Source organism: Vibrio sp. YT-15, from assembly GCF_033337445.1.
Classification (GTDB): Bacteria; Pseudomonadota; Gammaproteobacteria; order Enterobacterales; family Vibrionaceae; genus Vibrio; species Vibrio alginolyticus.
In genome coordinates, this window is sequence record NZ_JAWOQR010000003.1 from 395,750 (window position 1) to 419,647 (window position 23,898).

The window sequence follows — 23,898 nt, forward strand, 5'->3', positions numbered from 1 at the left end:
CTAGTTGATCAATATTACTAAAGCAAATCGATTTCTGGCAAGCTCGTGCAACGGCAACTCGAGTACCAAAAACTGACACCGTCACGTTCAGTTGTTAACAAAATGTTTCATCTTGTCTTGCGAGTAGATTATATGGAGATGCTCTTGCAGTAATAAGGGCAGTGGCGATGCAAAAGACGTAATGCATTTAAGGAAAACTCAATATAGAAGAAATTAGATGGAACTGAAGACTTTGAGTGTCGCGATTGCGACAACATTAACCAGCACTGGCGTATTTGCGTTAAGCGAGCCAGTTTCTCAAGTTACAGAGCAACATGCACATTCGGCTCATACACACGGTGTTGAATCCAATCGAGTTGAATACCAACCAACCGCAACTCTCCCTGTTCAGCCCTCCAAGGCAACTCGAGTACAGTCACTTGAAAGCCTTGATGAGTCGAGCACTGCTTGTGATTTGGAAGCATTGGTTACCGAAAGCAGTAACCAATTGATCGGCGAAATTTTAAGTCAGGGCGCGACGTGCGTGAACCAGTTATTCTCTGCTGAAAGTCGGGTTCAGGAGTCGGTATTTAGCTCCGATCATATGTACAACATCGCTAAGCACACTACGACGTTGGCGAAGGGTTATATGGGTGGCGGGAGCGATGAACTAGAAACGTTGTTCTTATACTTACGCGCGGGTTATTACGCCGAGTTTTACAATGACAACATCTCATTTATTGAATGGGTCACACCAGCGGTGAAAGAATCAGTGGATGCATTTGTTAACAACGCAAACTTCTACGAGAACAGCGATCGTCACGGCAAAGTGCTTAGTGAGGTCATCATCACTATGGATAGTGCGGGCTTGCAGCACGCGTACTTACCGCAAGTGACCCAGTGGCTTACTCGTTGGAATGATCAATACGCCCAGCACTGGTATATGCGCAATGCGGTTAACGGTGTTTTTACTATTTTGTTTGGTGGGCAGTGGAACGAGCAATTTGTGCAAATAATTGGCAACCAAACGGACCTTGCCAAAGCTTTAGGCGATTTCGCTCTAAGGGCGTCATCAATCGGTGCTGAAGATGAGTTTATGGCCGCGAATGCGGGGCGAGAGCTCGGGCGTTTGACCAAGTATGCGGGTAACGCGAGTTCTGTGGTGAAGAGTCAGCTGAGTCGAATCTTTGAACAGTATGAAATGTATGGTCGGGGTGACTCGGTTTGGCTTGCGGCGGCGGACACCGCCTCATATTACGCAGATTGTAGTGAGTTCGGAATTTGTAATTTCGAAACTGAGCTAAAAGGCTTGGTGCTATCGCAAACTTATACCTGTAGTCCGACAATTCGAATATTGTCCCAGAATATGACGCAAGAGCAACACGCGGCCGCATGTTCTAAAATGGGTTACGAAGAGGGTTACTTTCATCAGTCTTTAGAAACTGGTGAACAGCCAGTAAAAAATGACCACAATACTCAGCTCCAAGTCAATATCTTCGATTCAAGCACCGATTATGGTAAGTACGCAGGGCCAATTTTCGATATTAGTACTGACAATGGCGGTATGTACTTGGAGGGCGAGCCTTCCCAGCCGGGGAATATTCCCAACTTTATTGCTTATGAAGCCTCTTATGCGAACGCGGATCACTTTGTCTGGAACTTAGAGCACGAATACGTGCATTACTTAGATGGTCGATTTGATCTCTATGGAGGGTTTAGTCATCCAACTGAAAAAATAGTGTGGTGGAGTGAAGGCATTGCAGAGTATGTCGCTCAAGAAAATGACAACCAAGCAGCACTTGAGACGATTCTAGACGGCTCGACATATACCTTAAGTGAGATTTTCGAGACTACTTATGATGGGTTTGATGTCGATCGAATTTATCGTTGGGGGTACTTAGCTGTACGTTTTATGTTTGAAAATCATAAAGATGACGTAAACCAAATGCTGGTGGAAACGCGCCAAGGGAATTGGAGCAATTACAAGGCCACGATCACCCAATGGGCGAATTTGTATCAAAGTGAGTTTGAGCAGTGGCAGCAAGCCCTTGTCTCAAATGGTGCACCTAATGCAGTCATAACCGCAAACAGTAAGGGGAAAGTCGGTGAAAGCATTACATTTAGCAGTGAAAACAGTACAGACCCAAACGGGAAGATCGTCAGCGTCTTATGGGACTTCGGTGATGGCTCGACAAGTACACAAACCAAGCCGACGCACCAATATGGGAGTGAAGGGGAGTATTCGGTCAGTCTAAGTGTGACAGACAGTGAAGGCTTGACGGCAACCGCCACTCATAGTGTTGTTATCTCAACGTTGGGCGGTAATGACACATTGCCACAAGACTGCGCGGTGCAAAGTAAAGTAAGCGGTGGGCGCCTAACAGCAGGAGAGCCCGTTTGCTTGGGAAATCAACAAACCATTTGGCTGAGCGTGCCAGCGGTGAATGAGAGCTCAAATCTGGCGATAACGACGGGAAACGGTACGGGCAACCTAAAGCTTGAATACAGTAACTCTGGTTGGCCGGATGGTACTAATCTTCACGGGTGGTCAGATAATATTGGTAATGGAGAGTGTATTACGTTGTCAAATCAGAGTAACTACTGGGGCTACGTTAAAGTCTCTGGTGACTTTGAGAATGCCGCCATCGTCGTTGATTTTGATGCTCAGAAGTGTCGTCAGTAGGGCATTTTAACTGCATCATTTTAATTTAATTGATCGCCTCGCTAACATTGCGGGGCGTTTTTGTTTTTCACGCCGTTATCTCTATAAAAAAAACCAGCCCGAAGGCTGGCAAACAAGGAGTTTGAGATGAAAATGAAAACGTTATAAAGCTTGCTGATATCCTATTTCTCAATAAGTTGGGTTGTGCGTTGAAGCCAGTTTTTATCTTGCGTATCAAGAAAAGGGCTAAGTGCTTGATAGACTCGTGAATGGTAATGATTGAGCCAGTCTAGCTCTGCTTGATCTAGCATTGATAAATCAAGGGCGTTGGTCGCAATTGGAGCAAGAGTGATGGTCTCAAAACCGTAAAACGTGCCGAACTCATTTTGTTCTACTTCTACAACTTTAAGAATGTTCTCTATTCTTACCCCATACTCACCTTCGCGATAAACGCCTGGTTCATTAGTAATGACCATACCCGGTTTTAGTTCAACCTCGTGGTGGCTTTGCGAGAAATTTTGTGGGCCTTCGTGAACATTCAAGCAAATGCCCACGCCGTGTCCAGTGCCGCACTTGTAATCAATACCATGTTGCCATAAGACGCCACGCGCCATGATATCAAGATTGGCACCCGTAGAGCCTTTCATGAATCGAGTCTGAGTCAGTCGGATGACCGCTTTGAGCACCAAGGTATAATCTTTGCGCTGCTTAATGGTCGGTGACCCGAAGTGGAAAGTACGGGTGATGTCTGTTGTCCCGCCAAGGTATTGGCCACCAGAATCGACGAGAAAGAAGTTGCTTTCATTGACTGCCGCATTGCTTTCTTCATCGGCGGCATAATGCATTTTTGCCCCGTGAGCTGCGAAGCCTGCGATAGTGCGGAAACTGTCACTCACATAATGTCGGGTTTGACGGCGATAGTGATTCAGTTGTGCCTCAGCAGACAATTCTGTAACGAGTCCGCTTGGAACTTGCTCTTCGAGCCAGTTCATAAACCTTACGATTGCCACACCATCATCTGTTAATGCCTGTTCTAGGCTAGTTAGCTCGGTCGCATTTTTTATGGCCTTCATTGCCGTTACAGGGCAAGCCATTGGCTTTAGATTCACATTCCCTTCAATCGAACTCACCAATAAGCTGTCTGTGTGGGTCGGGTTAAAAGCGAGCGATAATCCCTCACATTGCTGATTCAAATACTGACTTACGTAGTTGTAATGGCGAATGTGTACACTCTGCTCGGTCAGCGCTCTTTCAACGTCTTGAGGCAGTTTGGCTTTATCAATAAACAGTGTCGCAAGTGATTGCTCTACGACTAGATAGGCTTCAGAAACTGGGCAGTAATTCGTATCACCACCTCGAATATTCATTGTCCACATGACATCATCTAGCGTTGACACTAATAAGCTATCTACTTGGTTCTCGGTTAACCAAGAACGGATTCTCGCTAACTTATTTTCAGTGTCAACGCCAGCAAAAGCGGTGGGGTGCTCGAATACGGGTGCACTTGGGCGAGGTGGTCTTTCAAGCCAAATCGGTGTGAGTAAATCCAGGTCGACAATGATCTTAATGTTTTTCGTTTCAAAGGCTTGTTTGAGGCCTTGATAAAAAGCGTAACTGATGGCGCGCCCGTCAACCGCGACAATACTGTTTTCTGGGAGCGTGGTAGCCAGCCATTTGGCAACTGTCGGCGTTTCTGGTTGTTTGGCTTTAAACAGTTCAAGTCCTGTGCCGTGTAACTGTTCTTCAGCTTGAATATAGTAACGACCATCAGTCCACAGGCCACCACCTTGTTGGGTAATGACGACATCGCCTGCTGAGCCGGTAAAACCTGAAATCCAGCTTCGCGCTAACCAATGATCCGCTGAGTATTCACTGTTATGTGGGTCATTGTTGGTCACGATATATGCAGACACGTTGTGAAAGGACATTGCCTCACGCAATAACGTAAGGCGTTGGTTTACTGAGTTAGTATTGTTCATTAAATGGTTCCTAAAGTCATATTTGAGCAATAGATATGATGCTGCTCCGAGCCTGTTTTTATTGGGTTCTGTTGCCCGCATACTTCTGTTGCTTCTGGGCATCGAGTACGAAAAACGCAACCGCTAGGTGGGTTAAGTGGAGAAGGAAGGTCGCCGGGCAATAGTTGTATTTCACGGTCACGTGCTAATTGCGGATTAGCTATCGGGACAGCAGATAACAGTGCTTTGGTGTAGGGGTGTTGTGCATCATCAAATACTTTATCGTAACGTCCTACTTCCATAGGTTTACCAAGATACATCACCATAACGCGGTCGCTGATATGGCGCACCACGCTTAAGTCATGCGCAATCATCACCAGTGTTAACCCCATTTCTTGTTTAAGATCATCTAGAAGATTGATGACCTGAGCTTGTATGGAGACATCTAGTGCACTAACGGGTTCATCACACACGACCAAATCTGGATTGAGAATTAATGCTCTGGCAATGCCCACACGCTGGCATTGACCTCCGGAAAATTCATGTGGATAGCGGTTTCGCTGGCTCGCCAAGAGACCCACTTTATCCATCATAGCGATGACACGCTTTTCTACCTCTGCCCGTTTAAGCTTTGGCTCGTGGGTGAGCAGTGGTTCGGCGATGCATTCTGAGATGGTTAACCTCGGATTCAAACAAGCGGATGGGTCTTGAAACACCATCTGAAATTCTCTGCGTCGAGAGGAAAGCTCTTTTTTACTAAACCCGAGCATGTCTTGACCTTTCCAAGTCAACTCGCCATGTGTAGGTTCAATTAAGCGAAGTAAGGCGCGTGCAAGTGTTGATTTTCCGCAGCCTGATTCCCCCACAATGCCAAGTGTCTCACCTCGGTAAACATCTAAGTCGATACCATTGACCGCTTTCACGATTTTACGTCGACTTGGAATAAGATGACGTGAAACAGGAAAGTGGACGTTTAAATCACGAGCAGACATGAGGACTTCTTTTTTATTCATAACGCCTCCTTAAGCTTTTATTTGAATGGGAGTGATAACACTGGGTGCGTTAACGTGACAGGCAATGGACTGGCTCGTGTTTAATGGAGAAAACCGTGGGGTTTCGTATTGGCAACGCGTCTCTCGATGCTCGCACCGCTCTCTAAACGGACACCCTTTATGGTTAATCAACGCACTTGGTGGGTTACCTGGGATGGTTGGTAAACGCGGCATATCTTCAGTGATAGAAGGAATAGCCTTTAGCAGACCTTGAGTATAGGGGTGCGCAGGTTGAGCGAACAATGTCTCGGTATCGGATTGCTCCATTTTTTGACCACCATACATGACCAATACGCGATCACACATCTCGGCGACGACGCCCATATCGTGAGTGATCAGTAAAATAGCCGTATTGAACTCTTGTTGTAAGTCTCGTAATAGCGTCAAAATTTGAGCCTGAACGGTTACATCTAATGCGGTGGTTGGTTCGTCTGCAATTAACAACTCGGGCTTACACAACAACGCCATCGCTATCATGATTCGCTGACGCATTCCGCCAGATAATTCGTGAGGGTATTGATTCATCCGAGTTTCGGGAGAGGGAGTACGCACCGCATCCAACATGTGAATCGATTCAATTTTTGCTTGTTTTCGGCTCATTCCTTTATGAATCATGAGAACTTCACAAAGCTGCTTGCCAATTTTCATGAATGGATTAAGTGACGTCATCGGATCTTGAAAGATCATTCCGATTTTCTCTGCACGGATGCGGTTGAGCTGCTTTTTAGACATCGCGAGTAAATCATCACCGTGGAACATCGCGCTGCCAGACACGGCGCCGTTGTCCGCGGTTAACCCCATTAATGCGAAAACAGACTGGCTTTTTCCCGAACCTGATTCCCCAACAATCCCAAGAGTTTCGCCCGCTTTAATCGAGTAGGAGAGATTACTGACCGCTTGCACTTGCCCATCTGGCGTATCGAAGCGCACGTTCATGTTTTCAATAGATAGCATGGGTTTGTCCTTATCGGTCTTTCGGGTCAAGAGCATCACGCAAGCCATCGCCGATGAAGTTAAAACAAAAGAGGGTGGCAACTAAAAACAGAGAGGGAAAAAGCAGCATCCACAATGCCACGTCAATCGTTTTTGCGCCTTCGGAAATTAGGATTCCCCAGCTCGTGTCTGGTGGTTGAACACCAAGCCCTAAGAAGCTTAAAAACGATTCGAACATAATGAATCCAGGTACCATTAAGGAGGAGTAAACCATCACGATCCCAAGCACATTAGGCAGAACATGGCGTCGGACAATTGTCAATTTAGAAACCCCAATAGAGTGTGCGGCTTCGATGAACTCTCGCTTTTTTAGACCGAAGGTGACACCACGTACAACACGGGCAATGCCCAGCCAAGATACCATTCCGATCACGATAAAAATCAGGTAGATGTTGTTGCCAAAAAGGGTAACAAACAGGATAACCATAAACATAAATGGCACCGAATCGAGCACCTCAATAATGCGCATCATTACGCTATCGACAACGCCGCCAAGATAGCCGGAAATACTTCCCCAAATCGTACCAATAACAACGGCGACTAAGGCGCCGACAAAACCCACCAAAATAGAGAGCCTGCCGCCTTGCATCGTGCGAGCAAAGACATCTTGCCCGAGATCATCGGTACCAAAGTAATGGCCACTGCTCAGTGAAGGTTTCCCTAGCTCGTATGGATCGATTAGCACTTCCCAGTCAATTTCATCATGGCCAAAAGCGGCAAGAGAGGGGCCGAAAGTGATGCATAAGGTAATGAAAGCCAAAACATACACTGATGTCATCGCGGCTCTGTTTTTACGAAATCGAGTCCATGCATCCTGCCAAAGACTGCGACCTTCGACGGCTTCAATATTGTCGACGACTTGATCTTGAAGAGCTTGTGTATCCAGTTTTTTGATCGTTAACATGCCGGACTCCTAAACGCGTATACGAGGGTCGATAATCGTATATAGCAAGTCGACCACAAGGTTAAAGAAGATAGTGAGTGAAGCGACAATCAGAGTAATGCCCATTACTAGGCCGTAGTCGCGGTTGAGAGCCCCAGACACAAAGTGTTGTCCCATGCCACCTGTACCAAAGAAAATGTCGATAATCACCGAGCCTGTCACGACAGACACAAACGCAGGGCCGAGCATCGCAACGACGGGAATCAGGGATGGTCGCAAAGCGTGATGGAATAAAATGTAGGTTGTGGACAAACCTTTGGCTTTTGCCGTTCGAATGTATGGTTGGTTGAGCGTTTCAATCATTGCGCCACGCATGACGCGTGCAATACTCGCAATGGAGCCAATCGCCAGGCTGAGCACGGGAAGAACAAGAAAAGTCAGCTTTCCTCCTTCCCAACCACCAGCAGGGAACCAGCCGAGCTGAATGGCGAAGATCATGACTAAAACTGGAGCAAGCACGAAAGCCGGAACCACAACTCCAGTCATCGAAAGTGTCATCAGGCCGTAATCTAGGCGGCTATTTCGGTTCAATGCCGCAATGGTGCCAAGCAACATGCCAAGTGGAACGGAAATGCAAAAGGAGAGTACGCCTAATACTGCTGAAACTGGCCATGATTGTGCGACGAGCTGTGTAACACTGAAGTCTTGATAAACGAAGCTCGGACCGAGATCTCCTTGTATGAAATTACCAATGTAAATCCAAAACTGAGTAAGAAAGGGCTGGTCCAAATGGAATTTTGCTTCGATATTCGCACGTACCACTTCTGGCATAGGCCGTTCCATATCAAATGGCCCCCCTGGTGCAATGTGCATCAGCCAAAATGATACGAGTGCGATGAATAGAAGCGTGGGGATAGCGATAGCTAATCGCTTAACAATGTACCAAATCATGATCCATCATCCTTTGGTCATCCGAAATCACTTCGAACGGTTATGAATAAAAAAATGGTCTGAGCTCAGGTTGCCTTCTCCACCGAGAGATATGAGGAACGGCAAGTAAACATTGAACTTGCCGACTCAGACCGAAAACATGCTTTTAGTGGGCTTTCACATAGACATTCTTGCGGTAGTACGACGACTCAGGGTTTGTCAGTTCGTAGCCGCCCACGTAAGGCTTGATGAGGTATTGATCGTTACCCGGACGATAAATAGGAATAATGGCCATGTCTTCAATCAGCATGCTTTCTGCTTGTAGATACAGTTCTGATGGGTTGCTCATGGTCTTTGAGCGAGCCATTAACTCGTCGTATTGCGGGTTGTTATAACGAGAATCGTTGTACTCGCCACTAGAAACGAAGATATCCAACCATGTAGAGGCTTCATTGTAGTCGGCCGTCCAGCCGCCGCGAGTAATGTCGGTCGGCTCTTTAAGTGCGTAGAACACTTTCGGTTCTAGCTGTTTTATCGTGACTTGCGCACCCAATCGGCTTTTCCACATGCCTGCCATGGTGGTTGCCATTTTTACGTCCATCGAGAAAGTTGGTACGGTAAACGTTAACTTAAGCGGATTGCTTTTATCGTATCCAGCTTCTGACAGTAATTGCTGCGCTTTTTCGATACGTTTATGGCGGTTCCAAGTTGCGAACTCAGGAGTGTGAGATTTAAAACCATCTGTTTGAGGTGGCACAAGGGTATACATTGGAACCCCACCGTTTCTCAAAATAGCACTCGTTAACAGTTGACGGTCAATGGCATATGAGAGGGCTTTACGAACCCGCACGTCTTTTGTTGGCCCTTGTTGAGTGTTGAGGTAATAGAATGTGGAGCCAAGAGACGCACTGGTGCTTGCCACTTCTTGTGGGCGTTGTTGAATTAACTTTTTCTTCTGAGCGGCAGGAATGGAAACCGCTTGGTCTATCTCACCAGCTAGGTAGCGGTTTAGCACTACGTTTGCATCACCAATTGGTAGCCAGGTGACTTTTTCCAGCACTACATTGCTTGCGTCCCAATAATGTGTATTTTTAACCATCACCAGTTTTTCGTTAACTTTCCATTCAGAGACAGTAAACGCACCATTTGTAACGATATGCTCAGGCTGGGTCCAACGGTTGCCATGTTTTTCAATGGTCGCTTTATGAACGGGGGCAAGCACTGGATGACTTAATAGTTTCGTAAAGAAGGGAATAGGCTCTTCGAGTGTAACCTGGAATGTTTTTTCATCCAGCGCCTTCACGCCCAAAGACTCAGGCTCGGCTTCGCCCTTCATAATGGCTTGCGAGTTTTCGATATTTGGAATGGCTGCAAACCAAGCGTACGGTGAAGCAGTGCTTGGATTCAGTAAGCGTTGCCAACTGTAGACAAAATCTTGTGCAGTGACCGTTTCGCCATTTGACCATTTTGCATCACGTAAGTGGAAGGTATAAACCGTATTGTTGTCATTGACTGACCAAGATTCAGCAACACCAGGAATGGTTTTACCTTGCTTATCTTGAATGACCAGACCTTCAAACAGGTCTCGACCGAGATTAAAAGCGGGCTCTGCGGCTTGCTTGGCTGGGTCAATAGAAGTAACTTCAGCCCCATTGTTTAGCGTAATTTCTTGTGTCTCATCGAGGGTCACACCTACGGGATACGGCGCGGCATAGCTTGATGTTGCCAGTATTGGACTCATCATCGACGCTAATAAAAGCAACTTAGGTAATTTCATCCTTGTCTCACTCTTTTCATCCTGAAAGATGCCAAAAATGTATATTGTATAAATTGTCTACACAATCGAGTTTTAACATTACTGTAACAGGGTGTCAGGTGTTGAGCTGTCTAGTCTCAAAAAGTGAGCTAGGGGAATTTCTTTGAAGATCTGATATCAAGTTGGCATGACGGGAAGTAATTTTGCTTCGATACAAATTAAAATCCCCTTCAAGCACAGGCTAGAAGGGGAAGATAGTCAGTCTGCTCTTCAAAAGGCATGACGTTAACTGACTAGGAAATGTTTCACGAACTCAGTGATTTTGACCATATCACTTACCGCGATAAACTCTTCTGTCGTGTGTACTTTTGCCATGCCAGTTGAAAGATTGACCGTTGTGAGACCTTTCTTGTTAAAGTTGTTGGCATCGCTACCGCCGCCAGTGCCTTTTGTGAAGGCGTCAATTCCCAACTCTGAAAACGCTGCTTTTATAGCGTTTACGTGCGGGTGGTTTTCTTCAATAACAAAAGCGTCGTAGGCTCGGCTAGATTCAATGTCGACTTCTGCACCGTGTTTTTCACAGACAGACTCTAATGTTGAGATCATATGATTGACCTGAGCATCTAGTTTATCGCCATTCAGGGAGCGTGCTTCTGCCACGATTTTTAATTCAGGCATAACAATGTTTGTGGCCTGACCGCCATTCACTATACCGATGTTGGCTGTCGTTTCTTCGTCGATGCGAAGCAGCTTCATTTGGTTGATGGCATCTGCCGCCACCATGATCGCACTGATGCCTTCTTCTGGCGCAAGCCCTGCATGTGCTGGTCGACCTTTGATTGTTGCCACGATTTTTTGCTGGCCTGGGGCTGCGGTCACAATAGTGCCAATAGGACCACCCGTATCTAACACGATTGCTTCCGTTGAAGTGACGTGTGACATATCGAAGTATTGTGAACCGAATAAACCGCCTTCTTCATACACGGTGAAAGCAAGTTCTAACGTTTTGTGCTCAAGGTTTTCCGCTTGAATACAACGAACGGCTTCCATGATGGCAGCAATACCAGATTTATCATCGCCACCAAGAATCGTATTGCCTTTTGAACGGATAACGCCGTCTTCGATGATTGGCTCAATGCCAATGCCCGGTGTGACTGTATCCATATGACTGCTCATTAGGATAGAGCCATCTTTTTTGCCGTCTAAACGGGCGTACACGTTAAAGCCGTTAGAAATGTGCTTAGGTACTGGAAGCTTGTGCACGGTAAAGCCTAGGTCGCCTAGCTGCTCTGCCAGTGTTTCTGCAATTTGTTTTTCGTTTGTTGATTCGCTATCGATACGTACCAGTTGGCAAAAATGTTCAACTAAGCGTTCTTGATTGATGTGTGTCATTAGATGTCTCTTTTTCTGATCGAGCGTGAAGCCTTGTGGCTCGGCTCGATAGGGAACAGAGCACCACTTATGGCACAGTTACTTTTAAATAAAACTGAGGTGAATCAATAAAGGGGTATCCATGACACGATTCTGACCGATGAGCCTTTCGAACTGTATGAAGCGTCACGAAACATTACTTTTGATGTTTTGCAGGATCAAATGAATAAATCGGATAGAGATAGGGTGCAATAGACTTTCCATCCCCTTTTGCTTTTTGAGCTACGTTGCCAAGATAAAATGCCAAAGTAACAACTTGTTTACATTTTATGTGTTGGCGTAAAGCCGAAAATATCAATCTAATATATTGAAAATAAGCAGTTTATTTGATGTTTACGAAAGTGGATTCGACGCGCCTCCTGTATGTAACATATATTTTACAATTATGCGTAAAAATCGCCAAGGTAAAGATTTCTCCCCACGTATTCCAATTTCTCAAGACCTGCGCCAAGTTAGAAAAATAAGTCCAAACAAAAGCTACTGAGACAAGGAGAAAGTCATGGTTGATGCATATAACCCACTAGGAACAGACGGATTTGAGTTTGTTGAATATACCGCTGCTGACAACAAAGGCATTCAACAGCTTAAAGATCTGTTTATATCGTTAGGTTTTGCGGAAATTGCAAAGCATCGCTCAAAAGAAGCGTGGTTATATCGACAAGGTGACATTAGCTTTATTGTGAATGCGCAGCCGCATAGCCAAGCTGAGGGATTCGCCAAAGTTCACGGTCCGTCGGTTTGTGGCATGGCATTTCGTGTGAAAGACGCCACCGTTGCTCTGGCGCATGCGTTAGAGAATGGCGGTAAAGAATATAAAACGGAAATTGGGCCGATGGAGCTAAGCATTCCTGCTATTTATGGCATCGGTGAAAGCTTGCTTTATTTTGTCGATCGTTATGGAAAGCAGAGTATTTATGATGTCGATTTTCGTTTTTATGATGATGCTGATGAACGTTTATCAAAAGCGAATGTTGGTCTTTACGAAATCGACCACTTAACGCACAACGTTAAGCAAGGCAACATGGATGTCTGGTCTGGTTTCTATGAGCGCATTGGTAACTTCCGCGAAATTCGTTATTTCGATATCGAAGGTAAGCTGACTGGTCTTGTCAGCCGTGCGATGACCGCACCTTGCGGCAAAATCCGAATTCCTATCAATGAGTCGTCAGATGATAAATCACAGATTGAAGAGTTTATCCGTGAATACAATGGCGAAGGTATTCAACACATCGCATTGACCACTGACGACATCTACGAAACGGTCAAAACCTTGCGTGAGCGAGGCATGGACTTTATGCCAACGCCAGATACTTATTACGAGAAAGTCGATCAGCGTGTTGAAGGCCACGGTGAAGATGTAAGCAAGCTTCGTGATTTGCAGATTCTTATTGATGGTGCGCCAACGAAAGATGGCATCTTGCTACAAATCTTTACTCAAACCGTTATCGGCCCTGTGTTCTTCGAAATCATCCAACGTAAAGGCAATGAAGGCTTTGGCGAGGGTAACTTCAAAGCGTTGTTTGAATCGATAGAAGAAGACCAAATTCGCCGAGGAGTATTGAGCGATGCATAAATGGATCACATTCCCTCAACGGGAGGGAGTGTGCTCTAAACAAGCGCATGCTGACTTCCCGGAAGAGGCAATTTATGAACGTGAGGCAGGTCGAAGTGGCTTCTTCGGCCCCGCAACACATTTTCATCATCAACATGCCCCAACGGGGTGGTCTGAGTGGGAGGGAGAGCTACGTCCACGAGCGTTCGATTTTAATCTAGTTGAGAAAGCCAGCCATATTACCCCGTGGGCAGTCCCGCATCTATTACACAACGCGAATTGTAAAGTTCGTGTTTGGCGTATGGATGAAAAAATGGACTTCTTGGTGAGAAATGCAGATGGCGACGAACTGCTATTCATCCACCAAGGTACGGCAGATCTCTACTGTGATTATGGTCATTTGAAAGTGAGCGAAGGGGATTATGTCATGATCCCGCGCTCAACGAGCTGGCGTTTAGAGCCAAGCGAGCCGATGTTCATTCTGATGATCGAAAACACCGATGCGGCTTATACATTGCCCGAAAAAGGCATGGTTGGAAACCACGCGGTGTTTGATCCGGCGGTTCTAGAAACGCCGTCGATCAACGATCAGTTCCGTGCTCAATATTCTGAGAATCAAACACAGGTTCAGGTGAAACGCCACGATAAAGTCAGTGTTATCACTTACCCATTCAACCCGTTGGATGCGATTGGGTGGCATGGTGATTTGGCGGTAGTAAAAGTGAACTGGCGTGATATTCGTCCACTTATGTCACATCGTTACCATTTACCGCCTTCTGCACATACTACATTTGTAGGAGCAGGATTTGTGGTGTGTACCTTCGTTCCTCGTCCAATTGAAAGTGATCCTGGAGCGCTCAAAGTACCGTTCTACCACAACAATGACGATTATGACGAAGTCTTGTTCTACCATGCAGGTGATTTTTTCAGCCGTGACAACATTGAAGCAGGCATGGTGACATTCCATCCAGCAGGATTTACGCATGGTCCTCACCCGAAAGCATTCAAAGCAGGGCGAGAGCATAAGAAGACTTTCACCGACGAAGTCGCGGTCATGATTGATACGCGTCACGCACTTCAGTTTTCGGATGAGCTGGAAAAAGTAGAAAACAAAGAATACGTCTATAGCTGGCAAGAGAAGTAAGAGGCAAGGATGAAATTAGCAACCAAGAAAAATGGCACTCGTGACGGTTTGTTGATGGTCGTGAGCAAAGACTTAACGCGCTGCGTACCTGCGACAGAAATTTTCCACCCTATGAACTTAGCTCCGACGATGCAGGTGGCGCTTGATAAATGGGATACGCTAGCACCACAACTGGAAGAGCTATACCTTGCACTGAACAATGGCACGGTTGCAGGGTATGAAGAGTTTGAAGCGCACTACTGTGAGTCGCCGCTTCCTCGCGCTTATCAGTGGGCTGATGGCAGTGCTTACGTAAACCACGTTGAGTTGGTTCGAAAAGCTCGCGGCGCTGAAATGCCAGAGAGTTTTTGGACGGACCCGTTGATGTACCAAGGAGGCTCTGATGCCTTTATTGGACCTTGTGACAACATCGAGTTTGCGAGTGATGAATGGGGTATTGATTTCGAAGGTGAAGTTGCTGTGGTAACTGGTGACGTGCCAATGGGCGCGAGTGTTGCAGAGGCTCAGGAGTCGATTCGTTTGATCATGCTGGTGAATGATGTCTCACTGCGTGGGCTAATTCCCGCAGAATTAGCTAAAGGGTTTGGTTTTTTCCAATCTAAACCTTCTTCTGCGTTTTCTCCTGTGGCAGTAACACCTGACGAACTAGGCGATGCGTGGTACGAAAACAAAGTGCATTTACCACTGGTCTCGACATACAACCACAAGCCGTTTGGTCGCCCAAATGCGGGTATCGATATGACGTTTGATTTTGCAGACTTAATTGTTCATGCGACTAAAACGCGCCCGCTATCTGCTGGGGCAATTATAGGTTCTGGCACGGTATCTAATAAGCAAGGCACCGAACATGGCACTTCGATTGAGGAGGGTGGTGTTGGTTATTCATGTATCGCGGAAGTTCGCATGATTGAAACCATTCGTGATGGTAAGCCGTCGACTAACTTCATGTCGTTTGGAGATTCAATTAGATTGGAAATGTTCGATGCGGATGGCAACAACATATTCGGTTCGATTGACCAACAAGTTAGCCAATATCTCAAGCACTAACAGTGCTGGTTGGGAGACGATATGAGCGATAGCATGGTTTTGTACGGATATTGGCGGTCTTCAGCGGCGTATCGTGTGCGTATTTGTTTGAATCTTAAAGAGTTATCGTATGATTCAAAATCGGTACACTTGGTGCGCAATGGTGGCGAACAACACAGTGACGAGTACCATGAGTTAAACGCTTCTGAACTGGTTCCTTTGCTGGTGGATGGGGAGGTTCAGTTAACCCAGTCACTGGCGATCATTCAATACTTAGAAGAACACTACCCGGATGTCACCGTGATCCCCGAGCAAACGCCGCTTCGATACCAAGCGCTAGCTTTGGCTCAGGATATTGCAATGGAGATTCATCCCCTGAATAACTTAAGAGTTCTACAGTATTTAGAGGGGGAGTTAGCTTGCGAGCCAGAGCGCAAAGTCGCCTGGATTCATCACTGGATCCACAAAGGTTTTACGGCATTAGAAGAGAAACTTCAGAAGCATCGTAAACTAAATGGTGATTGTAAGTTTAGCCTGACAAGCTCGCCATCTATTGTCGATATTTGTCTGGTACCACAATTTTATAACGCGCAACGCTTTGGTGTAGATACCTCTCTTTATCCAACCATTAACGCTGTTGTGCAGTCATGCAATCAACTGCCAGCTTTTATTGATGCGATGCCAGAGAATCAGCCAGACGCTAATAGTTGATTCTTAGCATACATAATGTATTAAAAAAATTTAAACGAGCCAATCCAAGTGTGTGATTGGCTTGTTTTTATTGGTGAGCAAAATTTTCTGTTTCTCGCTATCGTCGTGGCGCCTCAAAATTGCGAGGTTTTGTTGCTCTGCATAACATTTCCATTTACGCTTTGAGCAACGAGTTGTTTTGGATGCACTTTATTTATGACCAACATTTTTATCATTGTTGTTCTTCTGGTTTTATTCTTCTTTGTTATTCAAAAGTACGTGATTAAGCACGATGACACGCGTGATTATCCTTATCGCTCGAAAGGCCCTCTGCTCAGAGGTCAAGAGGGTGCGTTCTATAATGCGTTAAGAGCGGCGGTAGGGGAGCATGCCGTAGTATTCGCGAAAGTAAACATGTCCAGTTTGGTTACGCCAAAAGAAATCAAAAATAAGAAGCAGTTTTTTGTCGCGAACAATCGTATATCTCGAAGCTATTTTGATTACGTTATTTGTGACCCAAGGACACTAGAGCCGCGCGTTATCGTTGAATTGGATAATGGGCAGGAGCTAAACAAGGGTAAGATAGAAAGACAAAAGTTATTGATTCATGTTTGTAAGACGGCCAACCTGCCTTTAATTGGCGCCTCGATAAAGCACAGTTATCAAGTTGGGCGATTACGTCGTTTGCTTGCGGCACACATTGATTTGATTGAGCCCGATAAAGAAGTGCGTTTTTGTAAAAAATGCGGCAGTCCGATGATCATTAAAACCGCAAGCCAAGGTGAGTTCAAAGGGAGACGTTTCTTTACTTGTAGCCGTCAGCCGAATTGTACATACACCGAAAATTATAACGTTGTGTTTGAGGCGGACGACTAAACACGACAATTAACCAGCAGAAACAAGGGGCTTTGATTAGAGATGATCAAAGCCTTTTTTGTATCAGTCATCAAGGCAGGGCCTATACTTTGAAAAAGAGGGCAGAATAGGGCAGCCATATGCGATACGGATGGATTTTATCGGCGTTGTTCATCGCATCGAATGCTAGTGCGATACCTAATTTGAAACCACTGGAGTGTGAATTGACAGAGACACCCCAAGATCATTTCTTGTTTTACCGAGAGCAAATGGTTTACCACAGTGAGCAGTTTGTCATATTTCAAAACTTCAAAGGCAGGGTGAGCACTCAAGTAGACGTCAAAACAGGAGAGTTGATCCGTACAACCTATATCGGCGAACCATTTAAACCTAAATATCAGATTTTGTTCGGCACTTGCCCTAAGGTATCGCAAATCTTACAGATTTGGATGCTCAGTGAAGTGCCTTACGACAATTAAGTGAGATAATAAAAGTTATATAGATCACACTTTTAATCCATGAAGGATTCAGCTTTGCTGATAAAATCATCTGAAAACGCGTGTTGAGTTTACATTTTCGCCAAACGGTTCAAAGTTGGTAAATTTGTGCTTGCACCACCGTTCGCTTATAGCTAATATCCTCGTCGTTCCAGAGAAATGCGTCCGTAGCTCAGCTGGTTAGAGTATCGCCTTGACATGGCGGGGGTCGGTGGTTCGAGTCCACTCGGACGCACCATTCTGAATTGAATGGTTAGGAACATAAAAATTTGGGTCCGTAGCTCAGTTGGTTAGAGTACTACCTTGACATGGTAGGGGTCGGCGATTCGAGTTCGCCCGGACCCACCAAATTTTAAAAAAGCCCACCTTTTGGTGGGCTTTTTTGTGTCTGTAATTCATTGATACTCAAGTAAAACTACTTCTTTTCTTGTCCCTTGTTTTTGCTCTGCTTTAGCCCCTTGTTAGAGATAAAAGCGCACTACTTGATCCGCAACACAACCTCAAAACCCTAAATGCAATGCATAAGGTGTATACGCTTCAAACCCACTAGAGCCGTCTATAAATCATGTTGCGTGCCACTAGCCGTGGCATTAGAGACAATGACTATTAATCTAAATTATCTGGCGTGTGAAGATTAGTGCCGCATATTGTACATTTGTAGTCACCAGTCGCTTCGCCTTCCATTAATGAGCCAATTATTGCTGCAAATAGACCAGAGAAGAAACCTTTAGCTTTTTTCTCGGTCTTTTCCTGCGCTTTAGAGAAGCTTTCGTACCGATGTAGCGTTACTTCTTTACAATTACAGCAAAACGCTCTTGTCTCTTCAGAACCGTACATTTTTACCAATTGATTTACTCCCTGTAAGTTAATTTCCCCAAGTGGCGTTATGTTCAAGGGTAAGTCGCACAAGACTGATGTGTGACTTACCCTAAACACTAAAACTAACGTAATGTAAAACACCACATGTTATGAATGATTATTTAACGCCTTGTTATCCGAGCTTGCTAACTCTGCTGATTGAATAGTTGTGGCAATAAGCTCTTCAAACAGCTCTAATTGCCCAGCAGGTATCAATTGATTTTGTATAGCTTTTCGTTTGTTTGAGTCAAATAGCCGCTCTGTTAACCAACCAATTAGATACATCAGTGAAAGGCAGCCACCGGCCGTCGCTACATTACCGTCTATCACGAGAGGCAGATCCTGAACATCTCCTCCCATACTTTGTAGAACATCCTTTGCATCTGGGTTTGTTGTTAATCGCTTGCCTTTTAGTAAACCGAGTTCATGGAGGATGAATGATCCCGCACAAATCGAACCTATTAGCTGCCTATTTGGATCAAGATTCAACGCTGACATAAATTCAGCATCTTTTAAAGCGGCTGGAATACCCTGTTTGCCGCTTGTAATAAGAACGACATCTTGATTCGTCACCTCAGAAAGGTGTCCGTCTGTTTTAACTTTCATACCGAGGTGGGAATGATGTTCAGATTTAGTTCCAAGTATACTTACTGTCCAACTGTCGGTTGTGCGCCCCAGCAAGTCATACATAAGAAAGAAATCGACATCCGTGAAATCATCAAATAAAACAACGCCGATTTTATACATAACATTTATCCTTTTGGACTTACTCGTAAGTCGCAAAATGTGTAGTAGGAGGGGAGGGGCATTCAATACGCAAGCTTCTGCTGAGCACCTTAAACACCAAAGGCGGTGCAAACTAACAATGCCATGTGTGCCAAATCCCTATTATAAAACTTTGTTATGTTTGTTTTATGAGCCCGCCCAGAAAAACTCAACCCTAATACCACTTGGGTCGTAACACATTAAATGTTTTGCGGGTCCTGTTTTAACAAGCTCGGGACCAAACTCAATTTCGATTCCCGACGCCATAAATTGATCACGCAACTCATCGAGTTGCTTCTCAGTCTCTACCAGTAAAGCTAAGTGATGCAAACCAATATTCGTTTTTCTGTCAAATGGAGTGGCGGCATCAGCCTTAGCCGCCCATAGTGTAAGCATGATATGCCCATCACTCACAAATATTGCCGGGTAGTCTGGATTTCTTTTTACTTCACTCCAACCTAATTGTTCAGTGAAAAACTTCGCGCTTGCTTCTAGGTTAGATACGGTTAAACCTACGTGGTGTATGCCTTTTGTTAACACAGTCACTTTGTTTCCTTACTCGTTTTAATGGCTATCAAACAAAGATAACTCGATAAAAAGTAAGCATCAATACACATATATTGATTAACTTCGTCAATCTATTCGAATACGGTAATCCAACTGGAAACATAACATTGTAAACAAGAAACCCAATCTTGAACTAAAAATTAAACTTAGAGTTCATTCTTAAGTACTGTATTAATCAAATACATTAATAGCCATAATATTTAAGCCAGCCTATAGGGCATATCATTCCATTAAAGGTTTGAATGTTCTTATCCAAGCTAACGTCTTCCAATTTGTAACAGTGAACAACATTACTAGTCGAAGTAGATGCTGGTGTTGAATACGTTACAGGTTTAGAAGCGTTTGCTTTATGTATTTCATGTGCTCGCTGTTGGTCTATCGCCACTTGATTCTTATGATTGTTAACTTCTCGCAATCCAGATTCTAGGGGTAGGTGCCAATCCTTACATGTTGTTCCTAAACCATCATTCTGAGACTGATATTCTGATAACGCTACACGAGCTTCATTTACAGACTGATCGATATCGGACTGATCGACTAGCCAAGTAGAAAAAGAATAGTTAATGGCCTCTCGATAGTTTACCGATTGCTCTAAGCTATAAGCATCGGAATGAAAACAGGCTTCTACTACTGCCCATTGAGTCGATAGGTTTGATAATACGTTTTCAGGTATAGGCTGTAGCTGGCTTTGCGTAGACTGGCAACCGGTTAGAAGAAAAGGGACAGGGAGTAGTTTTAGAAAAAATTTTTGGTTCATTTTAATCTTAAAATTAATGCAATCCTTTTCATTATCATAATACAGGACGATTGAAGAAAGTAGCATTTCTATCAGTAAGGGAATGTGGCTAACGCACTGATAAGGTGTGAGTAAAGCGATATCAAAGCCCTCAACACACCTTAACTACGAATACTACCGCATAACAAAGATGCTATGCGGTAACGGTAGTATTCAGGCTTGAACAGTTTGTCGCACGTTGCTCTCGCCTGACAGCACGGAAATTCTCTCAAAATCTCGACTCGGGAAGTCAGGGTCTACGTACACAAACATACGACTTATCATTTTTCCTTCAAACTCAAATACACTACAAAAACGCCCTGTGGAAACTTTGTTGTCCGGCCAAGAGGTACCATCACTCATTACGCCGCCTTCCTGTCCTTCAACAATGACCTTGTTTCCAGCAGTCGTTATTTGAAAGCCGTCTATGTCGTGCCAGATACTAATCAACGAGCTACCAATCCTATTGCCAAACTCCACTAAGGCACTCTTTCCTTTCGCTTGCCCAAATTTAGGAAAGAAAAAATCAACATCCTCTGAGAATAGATCCAGATAGCTAGGATCACCGGCATCTATTTTCTCGAAATACTTAACTACTAGCCCAACTAAATCGTCTTTTTCCATAATTATTTCACACCCATATTAGCTTTACGCACAACGCAGGGTTAAGTAGTAAGCGGAGCGACCACTCAACCTGAACGTTTGCATCTTAAACACCGAGTACATTTAAACTGAAATTGCCAAGAGTTGCGAATCTTATTGAAGTGCTTTGTTAGATGTAATCCGTTTAGCCTACGTATACTCCATTGAAGTACTCGACGCGTTCTAACGTCATTCTTAACTTACACTCTTCAATCTGGACACCTTGCCAGGGTGAGGGTGTGGAAGACAGGCCCGTAAATTCACATTCGGCGTCTCTGTATTTTAGCCAAGCTCTTTGGGCCTTTCGAAATGGCTCTACCAGTTCGGTCTGAGACCATGTTTCCCTTAGTGCTTTTTCTTCCTCACCTATTCTAGCGATTGCTTCCTTGTAACTTTCGTTAAGCTCTTTATCTGCAGATTCCATCTTCTTTTCTACACACTGATAACCAGCCATAACGCCACCGCCTTTTACTTTGCAGGGATCTTCAACATCAGCAGAAGCCAAGCAAGGTAAAGAAACCAACGCAAATATCATAAGTAATTTGTTCAAAATTGCCTCCAAGCTCCGAGTGCTTGTTAAACCGTTATCAGCTATTTTTCCTTTTTAATCATGCAGCTTTTTGTCTGTGCCTTCAAAGATAAAATAGAAGGTTAGTGATTCTAATGCCTAAACAGAAGGTAAAAGAGATTGATACACGGGTTAAATGACTCCTTAATCTGAGTTACTTTTAGTGGGCGTTTTGTATCAATCTTTTCTGTGGAATCATTAGTTTGATGGCGACTGAGGACGTTAAGATGACTCCCATTGAATTTATTATCGCCCTGAAACACCTAGGTTGAATTAAGTGGTGACTATTCCCCTCCAATCATGAAGTTGGTTCAAAGGTAGGGCGATAAATGTTGCGATTCGTAATAAAAATTTATGCCAAGTGCAGTTCGCTATCGCGGCTTATATTGAGTTGGGCAATAACCTCTAATGATGTCTGAGTTTCGTAGCTTGTTGTGTTTTGTATTGCGCCCCGAAACCCTTTTACGCCACAATTTAAAGCTACTTGATTTGAGCCGGCTACGCATAAACTGAATCACGTCGGATTCATTCAAACCAAATTGGAATTCGATAGCCTCAAATGGGGTGCGGTCTTCCCATGCCATTTCTATTATTCTTGACTCAGTTTCCGAGGTCAGTTTCATTTCAAATAACCTATTTTAGAAAAGAGATTTCTACGACGGAAATTGAGTCTTGGTTCAAATGTTCTTATATGCGTGCTTAGTGTTTAGCGACTTAACACCTACAAAAACTTCTCAATAAGGACTTCGTCTACGTATTTCCCACGAACTTTTGCATGCTTCTTCGCGGTCCCTACGATTTCGAAGCCTTGTTTGAGATAGGCTGATAACGCTCGCTCATTATCGCTGCGAACGTACGCAAATAGTTTTTCGTAACCCTTTTGTTTGGCTACTTCGAATGTCGATTTGAAAAGCTGTTTAGACACACCTTGGCCACGAGCACCGTCACTAACAAACGTACCAATTATGCCAACATGGTCAAAAGCTTTTGTATATTGTGCAAAGGGCTCGATATTTTGGAAACCAATGACTTGTGAGCTATTTTCGGATAAAGCGACTGTAAACACGCCCCGTTCTGGGAAATGAGTAATGAACTCTTTTTCTTCTTCAGGTGTGAAAGGCGTATCTAATACAGTGTATAAACCTTCAATAATGATGGGGTTGAGGACGTTTGTAATGCCTTCAGCATCACCTAAAGTTACCTGACGTACAATTAAATTCATGCCACTTAGCTCCTATTAAAATTAGGGTTGTTTTGTACATGAGTTGGAGACTTGCGGCAACAAGTAACGTCATTAAGTCGTAAAGAATATACCTATTACACTTAAACGGCGGTTAATAGTGCTGATTGTTACTTTAGTATTTCTGATATATCACTTTTTAAGTGACGGCTTAACTTCTACAGAATATTTCCACATCACGATCCCGTTTTCTACAAGATCATAACTCGCGCTTTGACCCTCGGAGTTGATTACAAATACCGGCATTTCCATCCTTGACGTAGCGCCATCTCGGTTGCATGACATGGTAGCTTCAAGCTGTACGCTATTTTTGCTCGGTTCTGAAAGGGTTCCTAAGTACGTGCAGCCGTCGACAAAACTGGTTTTGCTTTTTCCTTTAGAGGATATTTCAAAAGTCGGAAAAATGAATGTTGATTGAGGCTCTGTTACTACGACATTGACTTGATAGTTCGTCGCTGAAAAAGCATTGAAATGAGCTCCAAGCATAAGTAAGAACAAGATTTTTGATTTCATAAACTCTTCTTTATTTCGATATTACTAGTTTGGTTACGGCGCTATTAACGTGACCACTTAATCTAAAACTTTACTGCGGAAGCATTAAAAAGGATACAAAGGTAGAGTAGTTGAATATGGTTAATCGGCCGTAAATAGTTTTATTAAGCGATTTTACATACCTAAAAGAGGTAAGTTCTTTCGCTTTTGATAGGTTAATGCTAATTCTAAACAGGTCTTGATTGAAGCTTCTGGCAAAGGCGCTGATAAAGATAGAATTATTGCTCGATTACCCTGAAACTCAAGTGAGTCACTATACAGTTCGCGGAATGTGTCGACGAGCTTAGTTTGGCAATTAAAGAACAGATAATAACGACTAGGCGTTTTCTGTTTCCAATCCATCCTTACCGGGCTACCTGTTTTCACACTGTAGCTTGGCTCTCCCCATTTTAGAGATTCTTCAACTTCCCCCAGTTTTAATTCAGAAGCGATAGTTAAGACGATATTTCGTAGCTCTTCTATCCGAATACGCACATGTTTTGGATACTCATCAAATCTTGCCTTCACTGCATGGTTCATTGGT

General features: G+C 44.3%; 24 protein-coding genes and 2 tRNA genes. 9 read left to right on the top strand and 17 right to left on the bottom strand.

What is annotated here, in order from left to right:
* The first annotated feature begins 217 nt into the window (after positions 1-217).
* The gene (locus R7D93_RS08775; protein ID WP_225495591.1) at positions 218-2,662 is read left to right on the top strand and encodes a collagenase; all 2,445 of its coding nucleotides are present in this window, start codon (positions 218-220) and stop codon (positions 2,660-2,662) included.
* A gap of 161 nt (positions 2,663-2,823) precedes the next feature.
* Here R7D93_RS08775 and R7D93_RS08780 read toward each other — a convergent pair whose 3' ends face one another.
* From R7D93_RS08780 to R7D93_RS08810, 7 genes are all read right to left on the bottom strand, one after another.
* Positions 2,824-4,620: an aminopeptidase P family protein gene (locus tag R7D93_RS08780; RefSeq protein WP_225495592.1), complete on the bottom strand. Its 1,797-nt coding sequence runs from the start codon at positions 4,618-4,620 to the stop codon at positions 2,824-2,826.
* A complete protein-coding gene (locus R7D93_RS08785; protein ID WP_005388959.1) occupies positions 4,620-5,612 on the bottom strand; it encodes an ABC transporter ATP-binding protein in 993 nt (330 codons plus the stop codon). The genes R7D93_RS08780 and R7D93_RS08785 overlap by 1 nt, the downstream gene beginning before the upstream one ends.
* 9 nt (positions 5,613-5,621) lie before the next feature.
* The gene (locus tag R7D93_RS08790; protein ID WP_225495593.1) at positions 5,622-6,605 is read right to left on the bottom strand and encodes an ABC transporter ATP-binding protein; all 984 of its coding nucleotides are present in this window, start codon (positions 6,603-6,605) and stop codon (positions 5,622-5,624) included.
* A gap of 10 nt (positions 6,606-6,615) precedes the next feature.
* Complete coding sequence (locus R7D93_RS08795) at positions 6,616-7,548, bottom strand: ABC transporter permease subunit (RefSeq protein ID WP_005377839.1); 933 nt, start codon at positions 7,546-7,548, stop codon at positions 6,616-6,618.
* Between the two features lie 9 nt (positions 7,549-7,557).
* A complete protein-coding gene (oppB, locus tag R7D93_RS08800; protein ID WP_225495594.1) occupies positions 7,558-8,478 on the bottom strand; it encodes an oligopeptide ABC transporter permease OppB in 921 nt (306 codons plus the stop codon).
* 145 nt (positions 8,479-8,623) lie between these two features.
* Complete coding sequence (locus tag R7D93_RS08805) at positions 8,624-10,234, bottom strand: peptide ABC transporter substrate-binding protein (protein ID WP_213868424.1); 1,611 nt, start codon at positions 10,232-10,234, stop codon at positions 8,624-8,626.
* A 264-nt stretch (positions 10,235-10,498) separates the two neighbouring features.
* A complete protein-coding gene (locus R7D93_RS08810) occupies positions 10,499-11,605 on the bottom strand; it encodes a M20/M25/M40 family metallo-hydrolase (protein WP_213868425.1) in 1,107 nt (368 codons plus the stop codon).
* A gap of 538 nt (positions 11,606-12,143) precedes the next feature.
* On the opposite strand from R7D93_RS08810, the gene hppD reads away from it, so the two are divergent.
* From hppD to R7D93_RS08850, 8 genes are all read left to right on the top strand, one after another.
* Complete coding sequence (hppD, locus tag R7D93_RS08815; protein WP_005377835.1) at positions 12,144-13,217, top strand: 4-hydroxyphenylpyruvate dioxygenase; 1,074 nt, start codon at positions 12,144-12,146, stop codon at positions 13,215-13,217.
* A complete protein-coding gene (locus R7D93_RS08820) occupies positions 13,210-14,340 on the top strand; it encodes a homogentisate 1,2-dioxygenase (RefSeq protein WP_005377834.1) in 1,131 nt (376 codons plus the stop codon). The genes hppD and R7D93_RS08820 overlap by 8 nt, the downstream gene beginning before the upstream one ends.
* Positions 14,341-14,349: 9 nt before the next feature.
* Positions 14,350-15,387, top strand: coding sequence for a fumarylacetoacetate hydrolase family protein (locus R7D93_RS08825; protein ID WP_213868426.1), 1,038 nt, complete (start codon positions 14,350-14,352; stop codon positions 15,385-15,387).
* 21 nt (positions 15,388-15,408) lie between these two features.
* Positions 15,409-16,077, top strand: a complete 669-nt coding sequence (gene maiA, locus R7D93_RS08830) for a maleylacetoacetate isomerase (RefSeq protein ID WP_017820906.1) — start codon at positions 15,409-15,411, stop codon at positions 16,075-16,077.
* 195 nt (positions 16,078-16,272) lie between these two features.
* Positions 16,273-16,932 carry a DUF2726 domain-containing protein gene (locus R7D93_RS08835; RefSeq protein ID WP_005377831.1) on the top strand — a complete coding sequence of 220 codons (660 nt, stop codon included), beginning with the start codon at positions 16,273-16,275 and terminating at the stop codon, positions 16,930-16,932.
* Positions 16,933-17,051: 119 nt separating this feature from the next.
* The gene (locus tag R7D93_RS08840; protein ID WP_205390834.1) at positions 17,052-17,390 is read left to right on the top strand and encodes a hypothetical protein; all 339 of its coding nucleotides are present in this window, start codon (positions 17,052-17,054) and stop codon (positions 17,388-17,390) included.
* 179 nt (positions 17,391-17,569) lie between these two features.
* A tRNA-Val gene (locus tag R7D93_RS08845) sits at positions 17,570-17,646 on the top strand.
* Between the two features lie 33 nt (positions 17,647-17,679).
* Positions 17,680-17,756: transfer RNA gene (locus R7D93_RS08850), tRNA-Val, on the top strand.
* A gap of 258 nt (positions 17,757-18,014) precedes the next feature.
* On the opposite strand, the gene R7D93_RS08855 is transcribed toward R7D93_RS08850, so the two are convergent.
* The 10 genes from R7D93_RS08855 to R7D93_RS08900 all read right to left on the bottom strand — a co-directional run bounded on the left by R7D93_RS08855 (position 18,015) and on the right by R7D93_RS08900 (position 23,894).
* Positions 18,015-18,245, bottom strand: a complete 231-nt coding sequence (locus R7D93_RS08855; protein WP_005377829.1) for a hypothetical protein — start codon at positions 18,243-18,245, stop codon at positions 18,015-18,017.
* Positions 18,246-18,374: 129 nt separating this feature from the next.
* Complete coding sequence (locus R7D93_RS08860; RefSeq protein ID WP_205390835.1) at positions 18,375-19,013, bottom strand: DJ-1/PfpI family protein; 639 nt, start codon at positions 19,011-19,013, stop codon at positions 18,375-18,377.
* Positions 19,014-19,178: 165 nt separating this feature from the next.
* A complete protein-coding gene (locus R7D93_RS08865) occupies positions 19,179-19,577 on the bottom strand; it encodes a VOC family protein (RefSeq protein WP_017820909.1) in 399 nt (132 codons plus the stop codon).
* 205 nt (positions 19,578-19,782) lie between these two features.
* The gene (locus tag R7D93_RS08870; protein ID WP_021033853.1) at positions 19,783-20,355 is read right to left on the bottom strand and encodes a hypothetical protein; all 573 of its coding nucleotides are present in this window, start codon (positions 20,353-20,355) and stop codon (positions 19,783-19,785) included.
* A gap of 192 nt (positions 20,356-20,547) precedes the next feature.
* Positions 20,548-20,997 carry a nuclear transport factor 2 family protein gene (locus tag R7D93_RS08875; protein ID WP_005377826.1) on the bottom strand — a complete coding sequence of 150 codons (450 nt, stop codon included), beginning with the start codon at positions 20,995-20,997 and terminating at the stop codon, positions 20,548-20,550.
* Between the two features lie 163 nt (positions 20,998-21,160).
* Positions 21,161-21,550, bottom strand: coding sequence for a lysozyme inhibitor LprI family protein (locus R7D93_RS08880; RefSeq protein ID WP_054865629.1), 390 nt, complete (start codon positions 21,548-21,550; stop codon positions 21,161-21,163).
* Positions 21,551-21,954: 404 nt separating this feature from the next.
* The gene (locus tag R7D93_RS08885) at positions 21,955-22,206 is read right to left on the bottom strand and encodes a TIGR03643 family protein (protein WP_005377824.1); all 252 of its coding nucleotides are present in this window, start codon (positions 22,204-22,206) and stop codon (positions 21,955-21,957) included.
* A 98-nt stretch (positions 22,207-22,304) separates the two neighbouring features.
* Positions 22,305-22,805 (bottom strand): GNAT family N-acetyltransferase, encoded by a 501-nt coding sequence (locus R7D93_RS08890; RefSeq protein WP_017633971.1) that lies wholly within the window; start codon positions 22,803-22,805, stop codon positions 22,305-22,307.
* Positions 22,806-22,955: 150 nt separating this feature from the next.
* The gene (locus R7D93_RS08895) at positions 22,956-23,336 is read right to left on the bottom strand and encodes a hypothetical protein (RefSeq protein ID WP_136976937.1); all 381 of its coding nucleotides are present in this window, start codon (positions 23,334-23,336) and stop codon (positions 22,956-22,958) included.
* A 153-nt stretch (positions 23,337-23,489) separates the two neighbouring features.
* Positions 23,490-23,894 (bottom strand): DUF1801 domain-containing protein, encoded by a 405-nt coding sequence (locus R7D93_RS08900; protein WP_017633973.1) that lies wholly within the window; start codon positions 23,892-23,894, stop codon positions 23,490-23,492.
* Between the last annotated feature and the right edge of the window lie 4 nt (positions 23,895-23,898).